This is a genomic window from Staphylococcus sp. HMSC34C02, assembly GCF_001838705.1.
Lineage (GTDB): Bacteria > Bacillota > Bacilli > Staphylococcales > Staphylococcaceae > Staphylococcus > Staphylococcus borealis.
Window position 1 is genome coordinate 534875 of the sequence record NZ_KV838592.1, and the last position, 21918, is coordinate 556792.

The window sequence follows — 21918 nt, forward strand, 5'->3', positions numbered from 1 at the left end:
TATAATCGATTTATACAAGCGATGACGGCAGTCTTATGAGTTTTCTCATTAGGCTGCTTTCTTAATTTATTAATAATAGACGACATGATTATCATAGTTACGCAGGCCCCGAATAAAATTAATCACTATCCAAAATAAAAATTGTATAAATTTTTTATTTCCTCGCTTATTCATTGTGCCTCTAAAGTGAGTGATACCGTATTGATATCGTTTGAAATCAATACCAACATAAGTATGGACTTGTTTGTTCGATTTAAAGCGCGTAATAACAGCAATTTTAATGATTAACATAGCTTCTGTAAATTCACCAATACCAGGAATTGATTGTATATTTTCGCAACATTTTAATTTTTGCGCTAAATTAACCATTTCTTTATCTAAATGAGACAAGTATTTTATAGAATCTTTTAATTGTCTAATTTATAAGTGAAGTTTTTACTAGAAAAGAAGAAGGTTTAACACTTGAATAACTTATCTTCATAGAGTTAAAAAATATTTGAAATTAGATTATTTAAATCTTATTAAACAAAATCTGAATGTGAATAGATTTTTGCGATATTAATTGCTAATTATGCTAGTTTATGGGCAACAGTGGGATCCGTTTTCTAATATCTTTGTATGTTTTATTTTAATATTAAGCGAAGCAATATTTAGGCAAATGTATAAAATGCATATGTCGAAATATTGCTTTTTAGAATATATAATTTTTTTGATAGAAAGTTTAAAATAATGTAGAAAACAATACAAAATAAATGATATACTTTTTGAAGATTAAAAAAATTAAAAATTGGAGGGAACACCTATGCAATGTCCAAATTGCGGAAGTGCAATCGAGCCTAACGATTTATTTTGTGGCGAGTGTGGCCATAAAATAGATAAACAGTCCCAAACGGTTAATTCTGCTGAGAAAGATATCTCAAATGCAGAGGCGAATGGGCGACGATACGATACAAGTGCATCATTGGGAGAAGAACACGTAACGACATCAAATCATAATGAACCATTATCTAGAACAAACAACACAACACAAGATAAACGTAATAATGACGAAGGCAAAGTGATAGATAACCAGCATGTACCTGAACATCATTCAACAACTCAACAACATCAAATGCATCAGCCACAATCAAATCAACAACCTCACAACAACGCATCACATACATATCACAGTCAACAACAATACAATGAGCCGTATTCAAACTATCAACAACCACAACAATCAAGCCAATTTAGTGAACATGCAAAAGAAGTGACAGAAGAAAGTAAAGGTTTCTTCAGAAGTGCTTTCGCAGCACCTGACCAAGTTCTAAAAAGCCAACAAGCATTTAGTTTTAAATTGTTATTTTCTTTACTCGTTATTGGTTTATTAGTCATCGCACTGTTACTTGCGATTGCAATACCTTCAACAATTGGTTTATTTGAGACACCTAAGAGTCAAATTATCTTTTCGATTATTGTAGCCATCATTTTATTCTTAGCGGTTATCGTAGGTGTGACGTATGGTATCACACGTTTAGTAGTGAGACAGCCAATTCCATTCAGAAAAGTATTGTCGGATTTTGTATTGATTAATAGTGTTTCAGTCGCAGTATTAGTACTTGCATTGATTTTAATGTTTGCTAATTCATATGGATTTGGTGGCGCCTTGTTTATGCTATCCATCTTGTTAATTGTTATTTCAGGTGTGTACATGATTGCTAAATATAGTGCCAATCATCATACGCGCTTCTCAAGTTTTTATGGTGTGATTATTTACATTATTGTTTTCTTCTTATTTGTAACGATTTTTGGGGAATCTTTATTTAACCAAATCTTTGCTAACTTAATCAGTGAGTTCAATAATCTATTTGATGGGAGTTCGATCTACTAATGAAATATTGTAGTAATTGTGGGCAACCGCTTCGTGAAGGTGTGAAGGTATGTACAAATTGTGGTAAGCCTGTTCACCAATCTAAGTCGAATAGCGCTAATACACAACATGAACATAACCAAAATCATCATAACCAACCTCGACAAGATATGCATGAACAACATTCAAATCAGGGATACAACAGTTATAACCAGCAAGGTTATGCCCCTAGACATGATCAACAACCACGTAAAGGCGATAATAAAAAGACGTGGATTATTATTGCTGTTATAGCTGTATTGCTCATCGCTTTAATCGTTGCATTTTCATTATTAAAAAATCAATTTTCTCCGGAAAAGCAAGCATCAAATATTGCACAAGCAATCAAGAAAGACGATGAAAAAGCGTTAGCCAAAGAAGTTACGACACAAAACGATCAGAAGTTAAGTCAGGAAGAAGCACGCGCGTATTTAAACTATATCAAAACAGAAGATGATTTAAATAATGTTGGGAGCAATGTAGAACAAAGTGCGAAAGAAATTAAAGATAATCGCTTCAACAATTTGTCTGTCGATGCTAATGGGAACAATGTGTTAAATATTTCTAAGGATGGCAAGAAATTCTTATTCTTTGATAATTACACATTTAATGTTCCACAAAAATCCGTAAGCATTTATCCAAGTAGTAGTGGAGATATTACTTATGAGTATAATGGTAAAAAATGCACGACAACAGTTTCTGAAGATGAAGAAAAAACGCTTGGTACGTTCCCAATCGGTGATTATAATTTAAAAGCTACGAAAGATATTGATGGCAAGAAATTCAAAGGGGCGTTAATGATTAACATGAGTGATAGTAATATTGCTTATGAATCATTTAAACAAAAACGTTTCACCGTTAGCGTTGATGGTGGCTATATGTTAAATAACGTAAAAATATATGCGAATGATAAAGAAATTGGAAGTGAAACATCTTCTGAGACATATGGACCATACGATCCTGATGAAGAAGTAACGGTATATGCACAAGGCACATATGAAGGTAAAACGTTTAAATCGGATTCAGTGAATGTGACAAGTGCTGGAGACGACGATGATGATGTCACAGACGTCACAGTAACGTTTGATGATGATGAAATTGATAACTATATCGATGATAAAATGGATGCAGATAGTGACAGCGATGATTCTGATTCAAGTTCAGAAGAAGTAACGCGTGACAATGTCATTGATAAAGTAGAATCATATGAAGGTCATACGTTAGATACGGACACATACACATACAAAGAACCAGAGAAAACAGATGACGGCAAATGGGGCTTCTCATTTACTGATAAAAATGGAGATTTAGCCGGTTCTTATACCATTGATACGGATGATGGTTATGTAACAGAATACGATGAAGACGGGGAAGAAGTCGGTTCAGGTTATTAATAATTCAATAGCAATAAGGGAGTCGGATTACCGACTCCCTTATTTTTCATATTTCCAATCTAAAACATTGTCTTCTAATTCCTCAATCGGTATGGAGATTGCTCCAGGGAAATAGCCACTTTCATATTCTTCTGTGGGACGCACATCTAATAATAATAGTTCACCATTTTCAACTGGAGAGAGATAATGAACAAAACAGAAGTCTAATCAAGTATTGAAGTACAATGATTGGAAAACGTGCATTTCAGTATTTTAGAATGCACGTTTTGTTGGCATATAAACGTATAACATCATCATCTATGTAAACATTATATACGCGATTAGGAGTGTCACACTAGATAGACAAATTGAAGTAATAAAGATAACGATAGAAGGTTTAAGTGCGCTTGAGATGACGTCTTTTAAAACGATATTTAACCCCAAAGCGACCATTGCCATTAACATACATAAAGTTGTGATGACATTAATAATATTCATAAACATTGAAGGTATAGGGATAAACGTATTTATACAAGCCATTAAAATAAAGCCAATTAGAAAATAAGGAATATGAACTTTTTGTTGTTGTTGATCTGAATTTGATTGATAACGCATATACAGAATTAAGACAATACTTAATGGAATAAGTAAAAAAACACGACCCAATTTTCCAAGTAAAGCAAACGTCATTGTCTCTGGTCCACCAATACCTGCTGCTAAAACGACTTGAGCGATTTCATGTAAACTTATACCTGCCCAAGCGCCATAAGTTATCGCAGGTATTTTAAAAATAGCCTCGATGGCTGTATACATTAGCGCAAATATAGTTCCAACTAGCGCAATAATACCTACACTGATTGCGGTGTCTTTCTCTTTAGATTTTAAAATTGGTGCTGTAGCAGCAATCGCTGCAGCGCCACATACACCTGTACCGATACCAAGTAGTATAGAGATATCTTTATTTCCTTTAAGCATACGATTTAAAACTAAAGTTAAACTAATTGAGAAGATAATGACGAATATATCAATTAGTAATAATTTCCAGCCTTTACCTAGAATATCTCCCATATTTAGTTTTAATCCATATAAGATAATCGCAAATTTTAATAAACGCTTCGATGCAAAAGTAATGCCAGGACGAAGATGTTCTGGATAACCTTTGATTTGGCGGTATATCATCGCACAAATGATTGCAATAGCTAAAGCCCCAATTGTATGTAAAACAGGAAATTGAGCTAATATATAACTGGTAATTGCAATCACAAATGTAAACATAATGCCTTTTATAAATGACGCTTGCGTTAATGATTTCATATGTATTTCTCACCTCGATATGAAATCTTAGCACGTTATTGTTATAACGTTAAATAAATAATTAGTATAGTATCTATATCAAAAATGATATATTAGACTTGAAGGAGAATGATACATGGATCCGTATAAGGTATTAATTGAAGTAATCAAAACAGAAAGTTTTACTAGAGCAGCAGAAAATTTATATACGTCACAACCGTCTGTTAGTCGAGATATTAAACGTCTAGAATTAAAATATAATGTGAATATATTTGAATTTAAGTCTCCATATTTAAAACTAACGAATGATGGAGAAAAGCTTTTACAATATGCATTGCAACGGGAAAGTATTGAACAAGAATTATGGCAAAATTTAGCATCTGAATCCGAAACCATCGCAGGCACGCTTACGGTCGGAAGTAGTTATACATATGGTGAATATTTATTATCAGAAAAACTTACCATTCTTATGCAACAACATCCGAAGTTACATATTCATTTACGTATTAATAATTCAGATTCAGTTATAAACGATATTAAACACAATAGAGTAGATATTGGTATTGTAGAAAAAGACATTCAAGATAATGCGATAGAATGTAAAACAATAATTGAAGATGAAATGGTGTATATTTATAAAAAATCAATTAAACCTAGAATGGATATCTGCTTCGTTAGAGAAAAAGGATCAGGAACGAGATTTTATCAAGAGGCAGGACTTTCCGAACTAAAATTAAATCCATATTTAGTAGAAATTAATAATATTAGTATTATTAAACAAATGGCAGAGGCTGGAAATGGATTTGCTATTATTTCCAAATCAGCAATTAATCCTGAAGATTATGAAAATTTAGTGATAAAAACACTTAATGTGAAACGTCATTATTATCTAGTTAAACATGTTGATAAATATATCGATAAAAATATTAGAACTGTCATTGAAACGATTATGAAATAATATATATAAGATGTGGAGGGGGACAAAATTTATCTTAAATGCGCTGTCTCCAGTGTGCTTAGCTTGAGTAATGTCTTAATGAAATGCGCTCTGCTGGGCGCCTCAATCACAAGGATGACTAGAACTGGGACAAGCTTGACTTAAGCGTCTTCTCAGTTCAGTCGGTTACTGCGAATTTGCACAATAGCATTATTATATTATGGATGTTTCAGACTCCAATTTTTTATTGTCGCGGTGCGGAATCTAATGTGTCATTTTTTAATTTCAAGCATTTTATGCTAATACAAAATAGAATGAAATTTAAGCTTTTAATAAAAATACATATATTTATGTTACTATATATGTAATTTACCGAATAATTTGACAATTTTAACTGGAGGCGATATCGATGATGTTTGGTTATCAAGTGAATGAACATGTGACGTTAAAAATATTAGAAGAGCGTGAAGCGGATCAACTTTTCAAATTAGTAGATAGCAATCGTGAATATTTAGGCGAGTTCTTGCCATTTGTCGAATATACAACTGAAGTTGCGCACAGTAAGACATTTATTCAGTCGGCGTTACAACAATTTACGCGTGGTGACGGCTTTCCATATCCACTTTAGTAGCGGTTTTTCTTTGAGATTTATTAATAATTAAATACATAGGCGGGATAGTTATGATTTTTGGTTACCAAGTAGATAAAGATATTAAATTAAAGATATTAGAAGAACGAGAAGCAGAACAGTTATTTAAATTAGTAGATAGCAATCGTAACTACTTAGCAGAATTTCTACCTTTTGTCGAACATACAAAGAAGGTGGAAGATAGTAAACACTTTATCCATTCAGCGTTGCAACAATTTATCGATGGTAATGGATTTCATTGTGGAATATGGAGTAATAAAGAACTGATTGGGGTCATAGGATTGCACTATTTAGACTTAGTTAATAAAACAACTTCGATTGGTTATTATTTAGCAGAAGACTTTCAAAAGAAAGGTATTATGACTAAATGCACTAAAGCACTTATTCAATATGTATATGAAGAATATGATATTAACCGAATCGAAATACGAATGTCTACTAAAAATAAGAAAAGCCGAGCTATACCAACAAGACTTGGATTCACACAAGAGGGTATATTGAGAAGTGATGAACGTTTACAAGGAGAATTTTCAGATAGTTATGTGTATAGTTTACTCCGGGAAGAATATGATGATTAATTCTATTGTAAATATACATTCAAATTTATTTACAAGATGATTTTATAATAATTTTTTAAGTAATCAATAAACGTATGATATCCACTTATAGATTCATTCCGAATATAATAGAGAATAGAGTTATCTCTTTCTATTTTTAAGCTTATTGTTTAGTAAAACTATATATATTAAATTAAAAAAACCACTTTCAATTTACGCTCCAGAATAAATTGAAAGTGGTTAAAATTTTTATGTTAGATTAAGAATATTACAAGTGTAGGATAACACAATAAAAATTATTGTAAAGATGGAGTCAGTTATGGGGTATAAATTATAATATTACAATATTTAAGTTTAAAAGTGATAATTTCCGGAGAATTTATTACAGAGGTTCAACAGGGTTATCCTATGTTAGTACGATCGATAGATAGTTCATTCAATTTAGCTAATGTAATGAAGACTCACATATATAGTGCATTTAGTACATTAAAAATTGGTATTGACTTATTAAAAAAGAATGAAGATATTGAAATTAATTCAATATATGGACACGGAGGTATATTCAAAACCAAAAAAGTTGCTCAAACATTTTTGGTAGCAGCAATGCAAAGTCCCGTTAGTGTTATGCAAACTGCTAGTGAGGGTGGAGCATGGGGGATTGCTGTTTTAGCTAGATATCTTGTAGCAGAAAACTATGTAAATTTATCTAGTTATCTTAATGAAATTGCTTTTAAAGATACTGATTCTATCAAAATTGAACCAAATTAAAAAGAAATAGAAAGCTTTAATCGTTATATTGAACGTTTTAAAAAAGGTCTTCCTATAGAACGTCTTGCTAACGAACAACTTTAAAGAAATCACAAATAAGCAAAGGGAGAAAGTGAATTATTGTGACTAACGATTTAACTAAACAAAATCGACAATTTTTAGGATTACCTGGGGAATTCTCAGATAGTTTATTGAGAGAAGAATATGAAAATGAAATTTAAAGATGAGAAATTAGTTAAATTTAATAGTATCTTTTAATTATTTACTTATCTACTTGACATAAAGCATTTTAAATGATTGTTTACAAAGATAATCAATAATTAAAATGAAAGAAAATACACTTATATTAAGTTTTTCACTTCTACTCTTATACAATCAATACAAAAGGTTAAAAAATTTAAGTTCAATTTGATTTAAGTCATAGAGCTAGGACTTTCGTAAAAGAAGTTTATATTCAATATAAATTAGGTTACATACACAGTTGGGATAGGAAGAAGAATGCATTTTGAATTCTTTGTCTTATTCTCACATACTTTATACATTTTTTAAGTGTAATCATTTTTAATATAGTTAAAAAGATTAGAACATAAAACTTTTTTTAAAATAATTTATATAATATAATAATCTCTATCTATTTAAGAGTATTATGTAAACAATATTGATTTTAATTGGAAGAGGGTGAATTGATGACGAGGAAATCTAAGAAACAGTATATTTTAGAATCTGCAGCTAATATAGTAAATAGACAAGGTACTGACTATTTAACATTAGATGCAGTAGCAAAAGAAGCAAGTATAAGCAAGGGTGGTTTGCTTTATCATGTTAAAAATAGAGAAGGTCTAATAAAAGAACTTGTCAATTATGCTAATGAATTATATCGAGAAAATGTAAATAGTCATATTGATAATACACATTGTAAACAAGGACAATGGTTAAATGCGTTTATTGAAGCAACGAAAGAGCATCGTGTTGAAAATGCGCCTATTACTTCTGCAATGCTTGCTGCACAAGGTTCAAATAAAGCACTACTCTTACCATTAAAATCTTTATATGAAGATTGGCAATCTCAAATTGTTAATGACGGTCTAGATGAAATAGATGCAACAATCATTAGGTTAGCTGTTGATGGTTTATGGTTATCAGAAGTTTTTGGAATAAGTGCAATTGATGAATCAATGCGTGAAAGAGTAATAAATCGGTTAAAAGAAAACGTAGAAGTAGGTATTAATAAAGAAAAAAAATAAATTTTCAGGTTTTAAGCTGTTAGGTGAGATTGAAACTTTTCAGCTTATTTTTTATGCTACGGTTGAAACTTTACCGACCAGTTGGTATAGTTTGTAACGTATTTAAAATATAAAGGAGTGCTTATCTTGAAAAAAGTGTTATTAACTGCAGCAATTACAGGCGCTGGAGATACAATTGACAAAAATGAAAATGTTCCAGTAACACCACAAGAACTTGCTGATTCAGCAATTAAGTGTGCAAAAGCTGGAGCAACAGTAGCACATATTCATGTTAGAGACCCTAAAACAGGCGGGGTGAGTCATGATCCAGAACTGTATAGTGAAACTGTAAGACTCATTAGAGAGGCAGACGAAGATATTATTATTAATGTAACAGCTGGTGGCGGTGGCGACTTTATTCCAAGTCAAGAACACCCAGAAACAGGTGGTAAAGGAACCTGGATTCAAACGCCTAAAGAGCGTCATAGACCAGTAGGTGACACATTACCAGAAATGTGTACGCTTGATTGTGGCAGCGTTAATATGGGAGATTCGATATATATTAGTCCCGCTTCATGGCTGAGAGAACAAGCGCAAATGATTAAAGATGCAGGTGTACAACCAGAACTTGAATGTTTTGATACAGGTCATGTCAGTTTTGCAAAGCAACTTGTTAAAGAAGGCTTAGTCGAACAACCTATGTTCCAATTTTGTTTAGGTATACCTTGGGGCGCTGAAAATGATGCTCAAACGTTAGACTATCTTATTTCAAGAATCCCTGAAGATGCACAATGGTCTGCATTTGGTATTGGTAGAATGCAATTACCGACAGTTAGAGAAGTTGCTAAACGTGGTGGAAATATTCGTGTTGGTCTTGAAGATAATTTGTATATTTCAAAAGGTGTTAAAGCAACTAACGAAGCATTAGTTGAAGAAGCTAAGAAAATAATGAAAGAATATGATTTAGTCCCATTAACACCTGCAGAAGCAAGAGAGAAACTTAATCTTAAAAATAATCAAGGAGGTAAATAATGAAGTTCGCAGTAGTTGGAACAGGCGTAATTGGTAGTGGCTGGATAACAAGAATACTCGCTCATGGGCATGAAGTCGTTGCTACAGATCCTAGCGAAGGTGCCTATGAAAGAATGCTAACACAAGTTAAACAAAACTGGCCTTATGCTAAAAAAATGGGGTTAGCTAAGAATGCATCACTAGATAATTTAAGCTTTACTACAGATTTGAAAGCAGCAGTTAAAGATGCAGACCTTATTCAAGAAAATGTTCCGGAAGTAGAATCTATTAAAGATTCTGTTTTAAAAGAAATTGATTTTTATGCGAAACCGTCTGCTATTATTGGTTCAAGTACTTCTGGCATTATGCCAACAGAGTTACAAAAAAATTTAAAATATCCTGAACGTTTAGTAGTAGCACATCCTTTCCATCCAGTATATATCTTACCTCTTGTTGAGATTGTACCAGGTCAAAGTACTTCAGAAGAAACGATTATTAAAGCTGAGGAAATTTATGAGAATATTGGCATGGATGTCCTCCATGTAAGAAATGAAATTGAAGGACATATTGCAGATCGTCTAATGGAGGCATTATGGAGAGAATCTCTACATATTGTTAATGATGGTATTGCGACAACAGAAGAAGTAGATAAAGCATTTACGCATGCAGCTGGTTTACGTTATGCACAATATGGACCATTCATGACATTTCATCTTGCAGGTGGCGAAGGTGGTATGAGACACATGCTTAAACAATTTGGTCCTGCATTGAAAAAACCATGGACTAAGTTAATTGCGCCAGAATTGACGGAGGATCTTTACGAAAAAGTAGTGAGCGGTAGTGAAGCGACATCACAAGGATATACAATGTCAGAACTTGATCAAAAACGTAATGAATTCTTGATTAAAGTAAAACAACTCGCAGAAGAATATTGGCCAGAAGATACAGATTCAATGAAAAAATCTAAAAAACATCAAGTGGTAAATTAATATGTCAGAACATTATATTTACCAAACAAATGTAAAAAAAGAATGGGTTGATTATAACGGACATATGAATGATGCTGAATACAACCGTGTTTTTAGTGATGCAACAGATGCATGGTTAGCATTAATTGGTCTTAATCAAGAAACAATTCAAAGATTGCAGTATACAATTTTCACATTAGAAAATCATATAACATTTTTAAAAGAAATGAAAGAAGACGAAAATATTCAGGTAAAAGTACATCTTTATGATTACGATAGTAAACGTGTACACGTTTATATGGAGATGTTTAATAAGGATGATATATGTAGCGCCATATATGAAGTTATGTTGATGGGAATAGATATAAATACAAATAGATCAGCACCTTTTCCTGAACAAATATTAGAATCTATAGAGTTATATTTTAATACAACACCTATTAATGAAAGACCTAAACAATTAGGACATCGAATAGGAATTAATAGAAGAAAATAGAGGCTAATTTAGTAGTTAATAATTGAATGATTGAAATATGGAGGACTTAATGTGCCTTGTTTTTACTTAGTAAACTTTGTATAACATACACTTTAAGTCCTCAGTTTGTAATAAATATAAAAAAAGAGAGGACTGGATATATGTTAAGTATTAGAAACTTATCAAAAGTCTATGCAGGTGGGAAAAAAGCAGTAGATAATATGAACATTGATATTGAATCAGGAGATTTTGTTGCTTTCATAGGAACAAGTGGGAGTGGTAAAACAACCGCATTAAGAATGATTAATAGAATGATCGAATCATCAGATGGTGAGATTACAATTAATGGTAAGAATATTAAAGATATCAATGCAGTAGAATTAAGAAGAAATATTGGTTATGTGATTCAACAAATTGGTCTAATGCCTCATATGACAGTTAAAGAAAATATTGTACTTGTACCTAAACTATTAAAATGGTCGCAAGAGAAAAAAGACAGAAAAGCAAAAGAGTTGATTAAACTTGCAGATTTGCCTGAAGAATATTTAGATAGATATCCTTCACAATTATCTGGTGGACAACAACAACGTATTGGTGTAGTACGTGCCTTGGCAGCTGAACAAGATATTATTTTAATGGATGAGCCATTTGGTGCATTAGATCCAATTACCAGAGACACATTACAAGATTTAGTGAAAAAATTACAAAAACAACTAGGAAAAACATTCATTTTTGTTACACATGATATGGATGAAGCAATTAAATTAGCAGATAAAATTTGTATTATGTCTGAAGGTAAAGTAATTCAATATGATACACCAGATAATATTTTACGTCATCCAGCTAACGATTTTGTTAAAGATTTTATTGGTCAGAATCGTTTGATTCAAGATAGACCAAATGTACGAACAGTAAAAGATGCAATGATTACACCAGTCACTGTACATATTGATGAGTCATTAAATGATGCAGTTAATATTATGAGAAACCGACGAGTAGACACAGTTTTTGTAATTGATAATAAACATCATTTACTTGGATATTTAGATATTGAAGATATTAATCAAGGACTACGTCAAATGAAAGAACTTATTGATACAATGCAGCGAGATATTTATCGCGTTAAAGTTGATAGTAAATTACAAGATACTGTACGTACAATTTTAAAACGTAATGTAAGAAATGTACCTATTGTTGATACAGATGGTAAAACTCTAATCGGATTAGTAACTCGATCTAACTTAGTAGATATCGTATACGATACACTTTGGGGTGAAATTGAAGAAGAAACAATAAATGAAGATGAAGGCATTGTCGAGCCTAAAGAAATAGGGGCGGATAAAGTATGAGTTATTTAATAGACAATGGTGGCATATTAGTTAATAAAACTTTTGAGCATCTGTATATATCAGTAGTAGCGTTATTACTTGCTATGATTGTTGCTATTCCTTTGGGGATTCTACTATCAAAAAGAGAAAAGTTATCGAAGATTTCTTTAACTGTAGCTGGAATCTTACAAACAATTCCAACTTTAGCAATTTTAGCTTTAATGATTCCACTTTTTGGTGTGGGTAAAACAACAGCAATTATTGCATTATTTATTTACGTATTATTACCAATTTTAAATAATACAATTGTAGGTGTCCAAAATATTGATAACAATGTAAAAGAAGCAGGACGTAGTATGGGTATGACAAATTTTCAATTGATGAAAGATGTCGAATTACCATTAGCTTTACCAATGATTTTAAGTGGTATCCGTTTATCTTCAGTATATGTAATTAGCTGGGCAGCTTTAGCAAGTTATGTTGGTGCTGGAGGACTAGGTGACTTGATTTTCAATGGTTTAGCTTTATATGAGCCAATGATGATTATCGTAGGTACTATTTTAGTAACTGTACTTGCACTAATTGTAGATTTAATTTTAGCTAAAATTGAAAAGTGGATAGTTCCGAAAGGACTTAAAGTTTCCAGATAAACAATAAAGGAGGACATTATGAAACATTATAAAAAATATATTGCAGTTTTTGTACTATGTCTAACTGTGTTGTCTGGATGTAGTTTACCAGGTTTAAAAAATAGTAATTCAGATGACGATGTTAGAATTACATCTTTAGGCACAAGTGAATCTCAAATCATTTCACATATGTTAAGAATTTTAATTGAACATGATACAAATAATAAAATACAACCTACTTTAATTAATAACTTAGGATCAAGTGTTATTCAGCATAATGCTATTACAAGTGATCAAGCAAATATGTCTGGTACACGTTATACAGGTACTGATTTAACAGGGGCATTAGGGGAAGATCCAATTAAAGACCCTAACAAAGCAATGAAGGCAACACAAAAAGGCTTTAAAGATAAATATCATCAAACATTCTTTAATTCATATGGTTTTGCAAATACTTACGCTTTGATGGTAACGAAAGAAACAGCAAAAAAATATCATTTAGAAACAGTCTCTGATTTGAAAAAACATGCAAATAAATTAAGGGTAGGTATGGATAGTTCTTGGGAAAGTCGTAAAGGTGATGGCTATTCAGGATTTAAAAAAGAATATGGTATCGATTTTAAAACAGTAAGACCTATGCAAATTGGCTTGGTTTATGATGCATTACATTCTGGTAATTTAGATGTAGCAGTAGGTTATTCTACTGATGGTCGTATAGCGGCATATGATTTGAAAGTACTTAAAGATGATAAACATTTCTTTCCACCATATGATGCAAGTCCTTTAGCGACTGATCAATTATTAAAAGAAAAACCAGAATTAAAACCAATTATAAAAAAATTGGAAGGTAAAATTTCAACTGAACAAATGCAAGAACTAAACTATCAAGCAGATGGAAAAGGTAAAGAACCAGCAACAGTAGCAGAAGATTTCTTAAAAAAACATAATTACTTTGACGATGAAAATGACTCTAAACAGAAAGGTGTTCAAAACTAATGGAAGGTAATTTATTCGAACAACTAATACATTATTATCAAACAAATTTTGGTTATCTATGGGAGTTATTTATTAATCACTTCTTAATGTCAATATATGGAGTATTATTTGCTGCTATTATCGGTATACCTCTTGGAATACTTATTGCAAGGTTTGGTAAGTTGTCTGGAATTATTATTACATTAGCTAACATTATTCAAACAGTGCCTGTAATTGCTATGTTAGCAATTTTAATGTTAGTAATAGGACTAGGTATTAATACTGTTATTTTCACTGTTTTCTTATATGCACTTCTTCCTATTATAAAAAATACGTATACTGGTATTAATGAAGTGGATATCAATATTAAAGATGCTGGAAAAGGAATGGGAATGACACGTAATCAAGTTTTACGTATGATTGAGTTACCACTTTCTTTATCAGTAATTATTGGAGGCATACGTATTGCACTAGTAGTTGCAATAGGTGTTGTTGCTGTTGGTTCGTTCATTGGAGCGCCTTCACTTGGTGATGTCGTTATTCGTGGTACGAATGCTACTGATGGCACACTATTTATCTTGGCTGGTGCATTACCCATCGTTGTGATAGTAATCCTTATAGATATTATTTTACGTCTAGCAGAGAAAAAATTAGATCCAGCTACACAAACGAATAATTAATAAAGTATTTAAGGAGTAGATAATATGGCTTTAATCCAGATGAATTATTTATCAAAAACGCTTGGAATGCATCAATCTTTAAATGTTATTTTACCTGAAGATGACAGTTATTTTGATTCAGCGAACGAAACAAAAAAACTTAAAACAATGATGTTATTTCATGGACTATCTAGCGACACTCATTCGTATATGAGATATACAAGTATAGAACGCTATGCTAATGAATATCAATTAGCGATTATAATGCCTAATGCAGATCACAGTTTTTATACGAATATGGCTTTTGGACACAGTTATTATGATTACATTTTAGAAGTTTACAATTATGTACACCAGATTTTACCGTTGTCTAAAAAAAGAGAAGATAATTTTATTGCAGGGCATTCAATGGGAGGATATGGAACAATTAAATTTGCATTAACACAAAGTCAATTGTTTTCTAAAGCTGCTCCTTTATCTGCTGCATTCGACGTTTCTATGCTTAAAAAATACAAATGGTATGATTTTTCACCAGAGTCTATAGTTGGAACAGATAAGGAGATAGTTGGTAGTAATTTTGATCCTTATCATCTCGTTGATAAAGCTATAGAGAAAAATATTGATTTGCCAGAGTTATTAATTATGTGTGGTACAGAAGATGAACTTTATAAAGGTAACTTAGATTTTATTAACTATTTAGATAAAAAAAATGTACAGTATGACTTTATAAAGAGCTCAGGAAAACATGATTATGCATTTTGGGATAAAGCTATTGAAAAAGTAATTAAAATATTTACAAATAATATATAAAATAATAAGACCATTAGTCTAACAATTTTGACTAGTGGTCTTATTATTTTATTCTTATATAGAAAGATTTAATATTGATTATTCATTTACAAGTTAATTTAAAAATCAATATATATATATTATTTAGGGCAATGACAACAATTGAGTTTTATCAAAAAAATACCAATTCTTTCAAATAATTCACAAAAAAGTATAGTTTAATTTTACATTATTTCATATTAACGTTTATTTAACTTCATTTCTAATTGATGAATGAGATGAGTAATCAGTTCATTATTAGGAGTTGCGATACCTAATGATTTACCATAGTTCACAATTTGACCATTTAAGTAATCTATTTCAGTTAAACGACCATGATTATAATCTTGATGCATTGAAGGATAGTGTAAACCTTGTGCATGATCAGGATAAGCTGCTTCAATTTTCGAGATTAAGTCGTAAATATGAATATCTACATTTTTAGCATGTGCTACGTCGACAATTTCTTCAATGATTGGGCGTATCATTGCTCTAGAATGATCATAAGCGCCCAATTCACCGATTGTTTTATCTAATATCGTGCACAGTGGATTTAAAACACTGTTAAGCGTGGCTTTAGACCATATTGCTTTAAATACATCATTACTGATAGTGGCATTTAAATGAGCTTGATTTAAGATATCTGCAATTTCTTGAGTACGTGGGTCTTTTTTACCATCAGCACGTTGAAAGTCAATTGAACCTTCACCTTCTAATAGCAATTGACCTGGACCACGTAATCCAGCTGTCCACATTGTTACGGCTAAGAAAATTTGTGATTTTGGAACGAATTGTGATAGACGTTCGTCATGGCCTAAACCATTCATCATACATAAGATGGCAGTATCCTCGCTAATTGCTCCCTGCTCTTTTAAAATTTGCATCATTTGTTCAGATTGCATTGATTTTGTTAAAAGTACGATAATATCATAGGTTTGATTGACCTCTTCAGGGAATGTGGCATGCATTTCAACAGTATAAGTATCATGTTCAGTTTGAACTTCTACTCCTTTTTCATTTATTCGATGAACATGATCTTTCCAGTAATCTATTAATGTAACATCTTGTCCACTTTGTTTTAGGTAAGTACCAATACGACTTCCCATTGCACCCGCCCCAGCAATTGCAATTTTATTAGCCATACTTAACACTCCTTATTTTTCTTGTATTCTATCTATTTCCACTAAAATATGTTAAAAATATAGTCTAAATTACATAGATTTAAGCTACTAATCATTTTCTGATGATTTGTCTTGTGCTTGTTGCTCCTCAGAAGACGATGATTCTTCTTGCACATTATCATCATTATGATTAGATTCCGTACCTTCTTTATCTTCCGATGATTGATTTTTGGTGATTGTTTCTTCTTGATTGTCATTAGTAATTTGATTATTGTCTTCTTGATTTTGACCATACTTTTGTTCTTTAGCTTTATTAAATTGTTTCATTTCTTCATCAGTTGCATTAGTATAACTATCTATGACTTCTCCACGATATTTATTAACCTTAATTGATCGTATTGTTTATGTATATATACCATACAAACCAAAAAAGTAAGATAGAATTCATTTTGAATTTGTTGTCCCCAAAAAAGAGGACTAAAGTTGAAAAAAGCTTGCGACAAATGCATTTTCAATTTAATCATCGACTACCATCAATATACAAAACTTGAGACATTTAATAATGTCTCAGGTTTTGTCCTATTTAATTTTAGATTGTTGGTTTGTGTTATTTTTAATATAGTTCTTTTTACGTTGATGATCAGGTTGTAAGGTTAAACCTAAGAATTTTCTTTCTTGATTTGCATCTTTGAAAAATGAAATCATCATTAAAATAACAACAAAACTAAATGGTAATGCTGAAATAATAGCAGCTGATTGCAGAGCATCTAAACCTGTCGATCCACCAGATAGTAAAAGTACGTAGGCAATCGCTGATAACATGACTCCCCAAACAATCTTAACAAAACCGGATGGATTTAAACGTCCAAATGATGTTTGCATACCTAATACAAATGTAGCTGAGTCTGCGGATGTAATAAAGAACGAGCCTACTAAGATAATAGCGATAAACGATAAAATTGTACCCATAGGCATCTCATTGAAAATACCAAATAATTGTGTTTCAGGTGGCATACTAAAGGTATGTTTAGATTGCTTACCAATTTCAATACCAGTAATACCAAAGGCTGTAAACCATAGCATACTAATAATTGTAGGAACACCTAATACTGCTATAACGAATTCACGAATTGAACGACCTTTTGAAATACGTGCAATGAAGATACCTACAAACGGTGACCAACTCATCCACCAGCCCCAATAATAAATCGTCCATGACTGTAACCATTCATGTTTTTGTGAATTAAGTGGAGCAACATCAAAGCTATTAAAAATAAGGGTATTCAAATATTCACCAATTGAGGATGTAAACATATTCATAATTAAAATTGTAGGACCTACAATTAGAATAATAATAAGTAACATCGCAGCTAAAAGCATATTTAAATTACTTAAATACTGAATACCTTTGCTTAAGCCACTCCAAGCACTAAGTAAGAATAAAACTGTAACAATAAGAATAATAACACCTTGAATAAGCTTATTGTTTGGCACTCCAAATAAATAATTTAAACCACCGTTAATTTGCATGGCACCAACACCAAGTGACACTGCAACCCCAATAATAGTAGCAAAAACAGCTAGAACATCTATAACAGTACCTAATGGACCTTCTACTTTATTCCCGAAAATAGGACGTAATGTACGAGAAATGAGTCCTAAGTCATTTTTTCTAAACTGTGTATATGCAAGAGCCAAAGCAACAATACCGTAAACTGCCCAAGGATGTAGTCCATAATGTAAGAAACTTGAACGCATAGCTTCAGCTAGAGCAGCTTCTGTTTCTTTACTCGCTGTTGGTGGAGATAGATAATGTGAAATGGGCTCAGAAGATCCATAGAATACAAGTCCAATACCCATACCTGCACTAAATAGCATTGTTAGCCATGAAATAGTATTAAATTCTGGTTTATCATCTGGTTTTCCTAATTTAAGCTTTCCAATTGGATGAAAAATAAGTGTGATACAAAATATCAGAATAATACTAATAAGTAACATATAGTACCAACCGAATGTTTCTGTAATAAAACTTCCGATTGCTCCTGAAATTGAACCAAATTGATTAGGGAAGATGGCTCCAATAATTACCAGTAACCCTACAGTAACTGAAGCAAAAATAAACACATTTGAAAACTGTTTAGATTTGTTTTCCATGTATTTAACTCCTTTCAAATTTAATAAAATAGATGTATAAAAGCTTAACATATATAGTTAAAAGAATAATGAATAAGTTTAAAATTTTACAAACTCGTAATAAGTTTATACCTTTGAATTGTGTAATATGTTGCTTTGGTTATAATTTCTTTCATGTTTTAAAAAATATAGGAGATTCTAATTATATTTGGATTTCAAATTAATGCACTCTTGAAATTAAAAATATCTGAAGAACGAGAAGTGAAGCAGAATAACTATTTAAATTAATAGATAGTAATCGCAAGTATCTATCAGAATTTCTACCTTTTGTTGAATAAATAAAGAAGGTTGAAGATAGTAAAAATTTTATCTATTCACTATTGCAACAGTTTACACGCGAATAAGAAATGAGGAGTTGTATTTAAAAACCGCACTGATGCGGATATGGATTTCATTGTGGCATATGGTATGACGATGAACTTGTAGGTGTCATCGGCTTGCATTATTTAGACCTTGTTAACAAACGTACGTCTATCGGTTATTATTTGGCTGAGCATTTTCAAAAAAAGGGAATTATGACGGCATGCACAAAGGCGTTGATTCGCTACGTGTACGAAACGTTTGATATTAACCGCGTAGAAATTCAAATGTCGACACGAAATCCGAAAAGTAGGGCCATACCTGAACGACTTGGCTTTACGCAAGAAGGTGTGTTGAGAAGTAACGAACGTTTACGTGGCGAGTTCTCGGATAGTTATGTGTATAGTTTGTTGAGAGAAGAGTATTATAATTAAGCATTTTATACTTATCAGTTCGATTTGACGTTGGATTTAAGTTATTCTACATTTGAACCAACGACCTTTAATCATAAATTGATAAAGAGCTTTGATGCATGAACAAAAAGAGTATAAATGAAGAACCTAAATGGTGTATCGTTTTTAATTATACTTCAACTATATTTCTTTTATTGGCATAATAAGTGTCATTTTTCTTCCTTTCTTTGATATCATGAAAAATATTGTTCCACTATTTTTCATGATGGGATTATTAATTAACATCATTCCAAATATTTATAAGAAGAATATTTTCATTGTATATTTAGATATATTTCTCTTCATATTAATAATAATAATTAAAATAATTATTTGATGAACTACACATTATCTTGAACAAAGAAAACAACGCTAAGAGTCCGGGACATAAATAATATAATGCAGCTATTTTGCAAATTCGCAGTAGCTGACTGAACTGAGAAGGCGCTTAAATCGAGCTTTTCTCAGTTCTAGTCATCCTTGCGGGGGTGGGACAACGAATTTAAAAAGAATTCTGTCCCACTCCCTTAGCGCTTTTGTATATATTTAAATATTATATGATTATAATTTAGCTTGCCATTTGTCTGTCCAAACTAAATCATTTGGCACGCCTTTGAAATCTGACTCGCCCATGATTTTATCGACAACGGTTTCTAATGTTGTTTTATTTGAATGGTACGCGTTGATATAGGCTTTGACCATTGTTGCATCATGTAGGTGTGTTGTGAAATTGAGTGATGTAAAGACGGTAGGCACTTCATGAACGTACCATGGAATTTCGTTACTCATTGCAGTTGACCATCGGATGCGATAGTTATTTTCAGCAGCGTATCCAACGATATTTGCGAATACGAGTGCAGCATCAACGTTATCACGATATTCTAATGTTTTACCTTTTACACGTGTAGAGCCATCATTAACTGTCACATTAAATCCACGATCTTCAAGGATAGATACTAAGTTATGTTCGACAGTGTCATCTGATTTGTAAATACCATTTTTCTCACCTTCGATGATATACAAGCGTATATTCTTGTGTGTTTCAGGGCGTATTGGTAATTGATCTAATGTGTTCTTCACTAATGTGATGCCTAAATCGGCAGCTTCTTGTTGCATTGCCAAGTGTTCATCACAACCGATAATGCTAAGTTCGTCTTCATTTTTAAGTAGTGTACCCTGTGCTTGCTTTTTAGGTAAATGTATTTTAGCTTTTAGTCCTAGAATACGTCTTACTGCATCATTTAGACGGTCGTCAGTGATCACGCCGTCTTGATAACCTTTTAACATGAAGTGGAAGTCTTCTTCTAAATCATTGAAGAATAAGAACATATCGCAACCGGCAGCAATCGCTTGAGGCACATAGTCTTCACGTTTCATGGCTGCAGTCATACCTAACATATGACTTGCGTCTGTTACGACTAAGCCATTAAAAGCTAAGTCGTCTTTTAATAAATCGGTAATTAATTCTTTAGATAATGTTGCTGGTAAAATATCTTTGTCTGCTAACTCAGGATTGAGTTTTTTAGAATAATGAGGTAATGCAATATGACCTGACATGATCATTTCAACCCCATTATTAATGTGATTTTCATAGACTTTTCGGAAACTTTGATCCCATTCATCTGTTGTCATTTCATTTACACCTAATACAAGGTGTTGATCGCGTTCTTCAGTGCCATCACCCGGGAAATGTTTAATACAAGTGATCATATCTTGTGTTTCGTTAAAGCCATTAATAAAGGCATTGGTATATTTAATCACGGTTTCTGCAGTTGTTCCATATGCACGTGTGTTCACAATTGTGTTACGCCAATTTTTTAAAATATCAACGCAAGGGTCAAAGTTAATGTTAACGCCAAGTGCTTGTGATTCTCGACCAGATACGTAACCTGCATTATAAGCGACTTTACTGTCTTGAGCGGCTTCACATTGAGCTGCTGAAGCGATATACGTACCGTCTTTACAAGCCCCATTGCCACCAGAGTCACAGTTTGCAGCGACAAGTAAAGGCACTTTACTATGTTGTTGTAAATCGTTTAATAGCGCTTGAACTTGTTGCTTGTTTCCACCTTGATAGCGGGCACCACCGATATGATATCGATTTAAAATATCTTTATTTGTATACTCAGAATCGTTAAAGTCGCCATCTTCTTCTAATGAAAATAAATTAAAGAATAATTGACCTATTTTTTCTTCATCAGTTAAATGTGACAATGTCTCTTCAACCCATTGAATTTGTTCGTCATTTAAAAAGTAAGGTTTAGCTTTCAAATCTACTCGTGCCATAGTTA

18 protein-coding genes and 5 pseudogenes are annotated in these 21918 nt (G+C 32.1%); 16 read left to right on the top strand and 7 right to left on the bottom strand.

Going from position 1 to position 21918, the window contains the following annotated elements; translation table 11 throughout:
- Positions 1-2: 2 nt before the first annotated feature.
- A pseudogene (locus HMPREF3239_RS11210) lies at positions 3-472 on the bottom strand (transposase); the annotation flags it as partial.
- Between the two features lie 330 nt (positions 473-802).
- On the opposite strand from HMPREF3239_RS11210, the gene HMPREF3239_RS11215 reads away from it, so the two are divergent.
- Positions 803-1870 carry a zinc-ribbon domain-containing protein gene (locus tag HMPREF3239_RS11215; RefSeq protein WP_070855660.1) on the top strand — a complete coding sequence of 356 codons (1068 nt, stop codon included), beginning with the start codon at positions 803-805 and terminating at the stop codon, positions 1868-1870.
- On the top strand, positions 1870-3282 hold the full coding sequence (locus HMPREF3239_RS11220) for a zinc ribbon domain-containing protein (RefSeq protein WP_070855661.1): 1413 nt from the start codon (positions 1870-1872) through the stop codon (positions 3280-3282). The genes HMPREF3239_RS11215 and HMPREF3239_RS11220 overlap by 1 nt, the downstream gene beginning before the upstream one ends.
- 39 nt (positions 3283-3321) lie before the next feature.
- Here HMPREF3239_RS11220 and HMPREF3239_RS12355 read toward each other — a convergent pair.
- Positions 3322-3447: pseudogene (locus tag HMPREF3239_RS12355) on the bottom strand (rhodanese-like domain-containing protein); the annotation flags it as partial.
- A 132-nt stretch (positions 3448-3579) separates the two neighbouring features.
- Positions 3580-4575 carry a YeiH family protein gene (locus HMPREF3239_RS11225; protein WP_053030304.1) on the bottom strand — a complete coding sequence of 332 codons (996 nt, stop codon included), beginning with the start codon at positions 4573-4575 and terminating at the stop codon, positions 3580-3582.
- Between the two features lie 115 nt (positions 4576-4690).
- Here HMPREF3239_RS11225 and HMPREF3239_RS11230 point away from each other — a divergent pair, with 115 nt between their 5' ends.
- The 13 genes and pseudogenes from HMPREF3239_RS11230 to HMPREF3239_RS11290 all read left to right on the top strand — a co-directional run bounded on the left by HMPREF3239_RS11230 (position 4691) and on the right by HMPREF3239_RS11290 (position 15543).
- Positions 4691-5512: a LysR family transcriptional regulator gene (locus tag HMPREF3239_RS11230; RefSeq protein ID WP_053030303.1), complete on the top strand. Its 822-nt coding sequence runs from the start codon at positions 4691-4693 to the stop codon at positions 5510-5512.
- 391 nt (positions 5513-5903) lie between these two features.
- Positions 5904-6095, top strand: a pseudogene (locus tag HMPREF3239_RS11235) (RimJ/RimL family protein N-acetyltransferase); the annotation flags it as partial.
- 80 nt (positions 6096-6175) lie between these two features.
- Positions 6176-6718 (top strand): GNAT family N-acetyltransferase, encoded by a 543-nt coding sequence (locus tag HMPREF3239_RS11240; protein WP_141763617.1) that lies wholly within the window; start codon positions 6176-6178, stop codon positions 6716-6718.
- A 345-nt stretch (positions 6719-7063) separates the two neighbouring features.
- A pseudogene (locus HMPREF3239_RS11245) lies at positions 7064-7549 on the top strand (FGGY-family carbohydrate kinase); the annotation flags it as partial.
- A 602-nt stretch (positions 7550-8151) separates the two neighbouring features.
- Positions 8152-8709 carry a TetR/AcrR family transcriptional regulator gene (locus HMPREF3239_RS11250; protein WP_016930942.1) on the top strand — a complete coding sequence of 186 codons (558 nt, stop codon included), beginning with the start codon at positions 8152-8154 and terminating at the stop codon, positions 8707-8709.
- 126 nt (positions 8710-8835) lie between these two features.
- Entirely contained in the window at positions 8836-9720 is an 885-nt protein-coding gene (locus HMPREF3239_RS11255) for a beta-keto acid cleavage family enzyme (protein ID WP_053030300.1), read from the top strand.
- Positions 9720-10688 (top strand): 3-hydroxyacyl-CoA dehydrogenase NAD-binding domain-containing protein, encoded by a 969-nt coding sequence (locus HMPREF3239_RS11260; RefSeq protein WP_053030299.1) that lies wholly within the window; start codon positions 9720-9722, stop codon positions 10686-10688. Before HMPREF3239_RS11255 ends, HMPREF3239_RS11260 begins: the two co-directional genes overlap by 1 nt.
- Position 10689: 1 nt before the next feature.
- Positions 10690-11163, top strand: coding sequence for a thioesterase family protein (locus HMPREF3239_RS11265; protein ID WP_053020143.1), 474 nt, complete (start codon positions 10690-10692; stop codon positions 11161-11163).
- Between the two features lie 140 nt (positions 11164-11303).
- Positions 11304-12491: a betaine/proline/choline family ABC transporter ATP-binding protein gene (locus HMPREF3239_RS11270; protein WP_016930946.1), complete on the top strand. Its 1188-nt coding sequence runs from the start codon at positions 11304-11306 to the stop codon at positions 12489-12491.
- Positions 12488-13120 carry an ABC transporter permease gene (locus HMPREF3239_RS11275; RefSeq protein WP_070855662.1) on the top strand — a complete coding sequence of 211 codons (633 nt, stop codon included), beginning with the start codon at positions 12488-12490 and terminating at the stop codon, positions 13118-13120. Before HMPREF3239_RS11270 ends, HMPREF3239_RS11275 begins: the two co-directional genes overlap by 4 nt.
- 18 nt (positions 13121-13138) lie before the next feature.
- On the top strand, positions 13139-14095 hold the full coding sequence (locus tag HMPREF3239_RS11280; RefSeq protein ID WP_053030298.1) for an osmoprotectant ABC transporter substrate-binding protein: 957 nt from the start codon (positions 13139-13141) through the stop codon (positions 14093-14095).
- On the top strand, positions 14095-14754 hold the full coding sequence (locus HMPREF3239_RS11285) for an ABC transporter permease (protein WP_016930948.1): 660 nt from the start codon (positions 14095-14097) through the stop codon (positions 14752-14754). The genes HMPREF3239_RS11280 and HMPREF3239_RS11285 overlap by 1 nt, the downstream gene beginning before the upstream one ends.
- Before the next feature lie 24 nt (positions 14755-14778).
- Positions 14779-15543, top strand: coding sequence for an alpha/beta hydrolase (locus HMPREF3239_RS11290; RefSeq protein WP_002502244.1), 765 nt, complete (start codon positions 14779-14781; stop codon positions 15541-15543).
- A gap of 218 nt (positions 15544-15761) precedes the next feature.
- On the opposite strand, the gene HMPREF3239_RS11295 is transcribed toward HMPREF3239_RS11290, so the two are convergent.
- The 3 genes from HMPREF3239_RS11295 to HMPREF3239_RS11305 form a co-directional block, all read right to left on the bottom strand.
- Positions 15762-16703 carry a ketopantoate reductase family protein gene (locus HMPREF3239_RS11295; protein ID WP_053030297.1) on the bottom strand — a complete coding sequence of 314 codons (942 nt, stop codon included), beginning with the start codon at positions 16701-16703 and terminating at the stop codon, positions 15762-15764.
- A gap of 87 nt (positions 16704-16790) precedes the next feature.
- Entirely contained in the window at positions 16791-17009 is a 219-nt protein-coding gene (locus HMPREF3239_RS11300) for a hypothetical protein (RefSeq protein WP_231119761.1), read from the bottom strand.
- A 252-nt stretch (positions 17010-17261) separates the two neighbouring features.
- Entirely contained in the window at positions 17262-18836 is a 1575-nt protein-coding gene (locus HMPREF3239_RS11305; protein ID WP_053030296.1) for a BCCT family transporter, read from the bottom strand.
- Positions 18837-19019: 183 nt separating this feature from the next.
- Here HMPREF3239_RS11305 and HMPREF3239_RS11310 point away from each other — a divergent pair.
- Positions 19020-19609: pseudogene (locus HMPREF3239_RS11310) on the top strand (GNAT family N-acetyltransferase).
- A 579-nt stretch (positions 19610-20188) separates the two neighbouring features.
- Here the strand turns inward: HMPREF3239_RS11310 and HMPREF3239_RS11315 are convergent.
- On the bottom strand, positions 20189-21913 hold the full coding sequence (locus tag HMPREF3239_RS11315) for a glycoside hydrolase family 3 protein (protein ID WP_053030295.1): 1725 nt from the start codon (positions 21911-21913) through the stop codon (positions 20189-20191).
- Positions 21914-21918 lie beyond the last annotated feature (5 nt).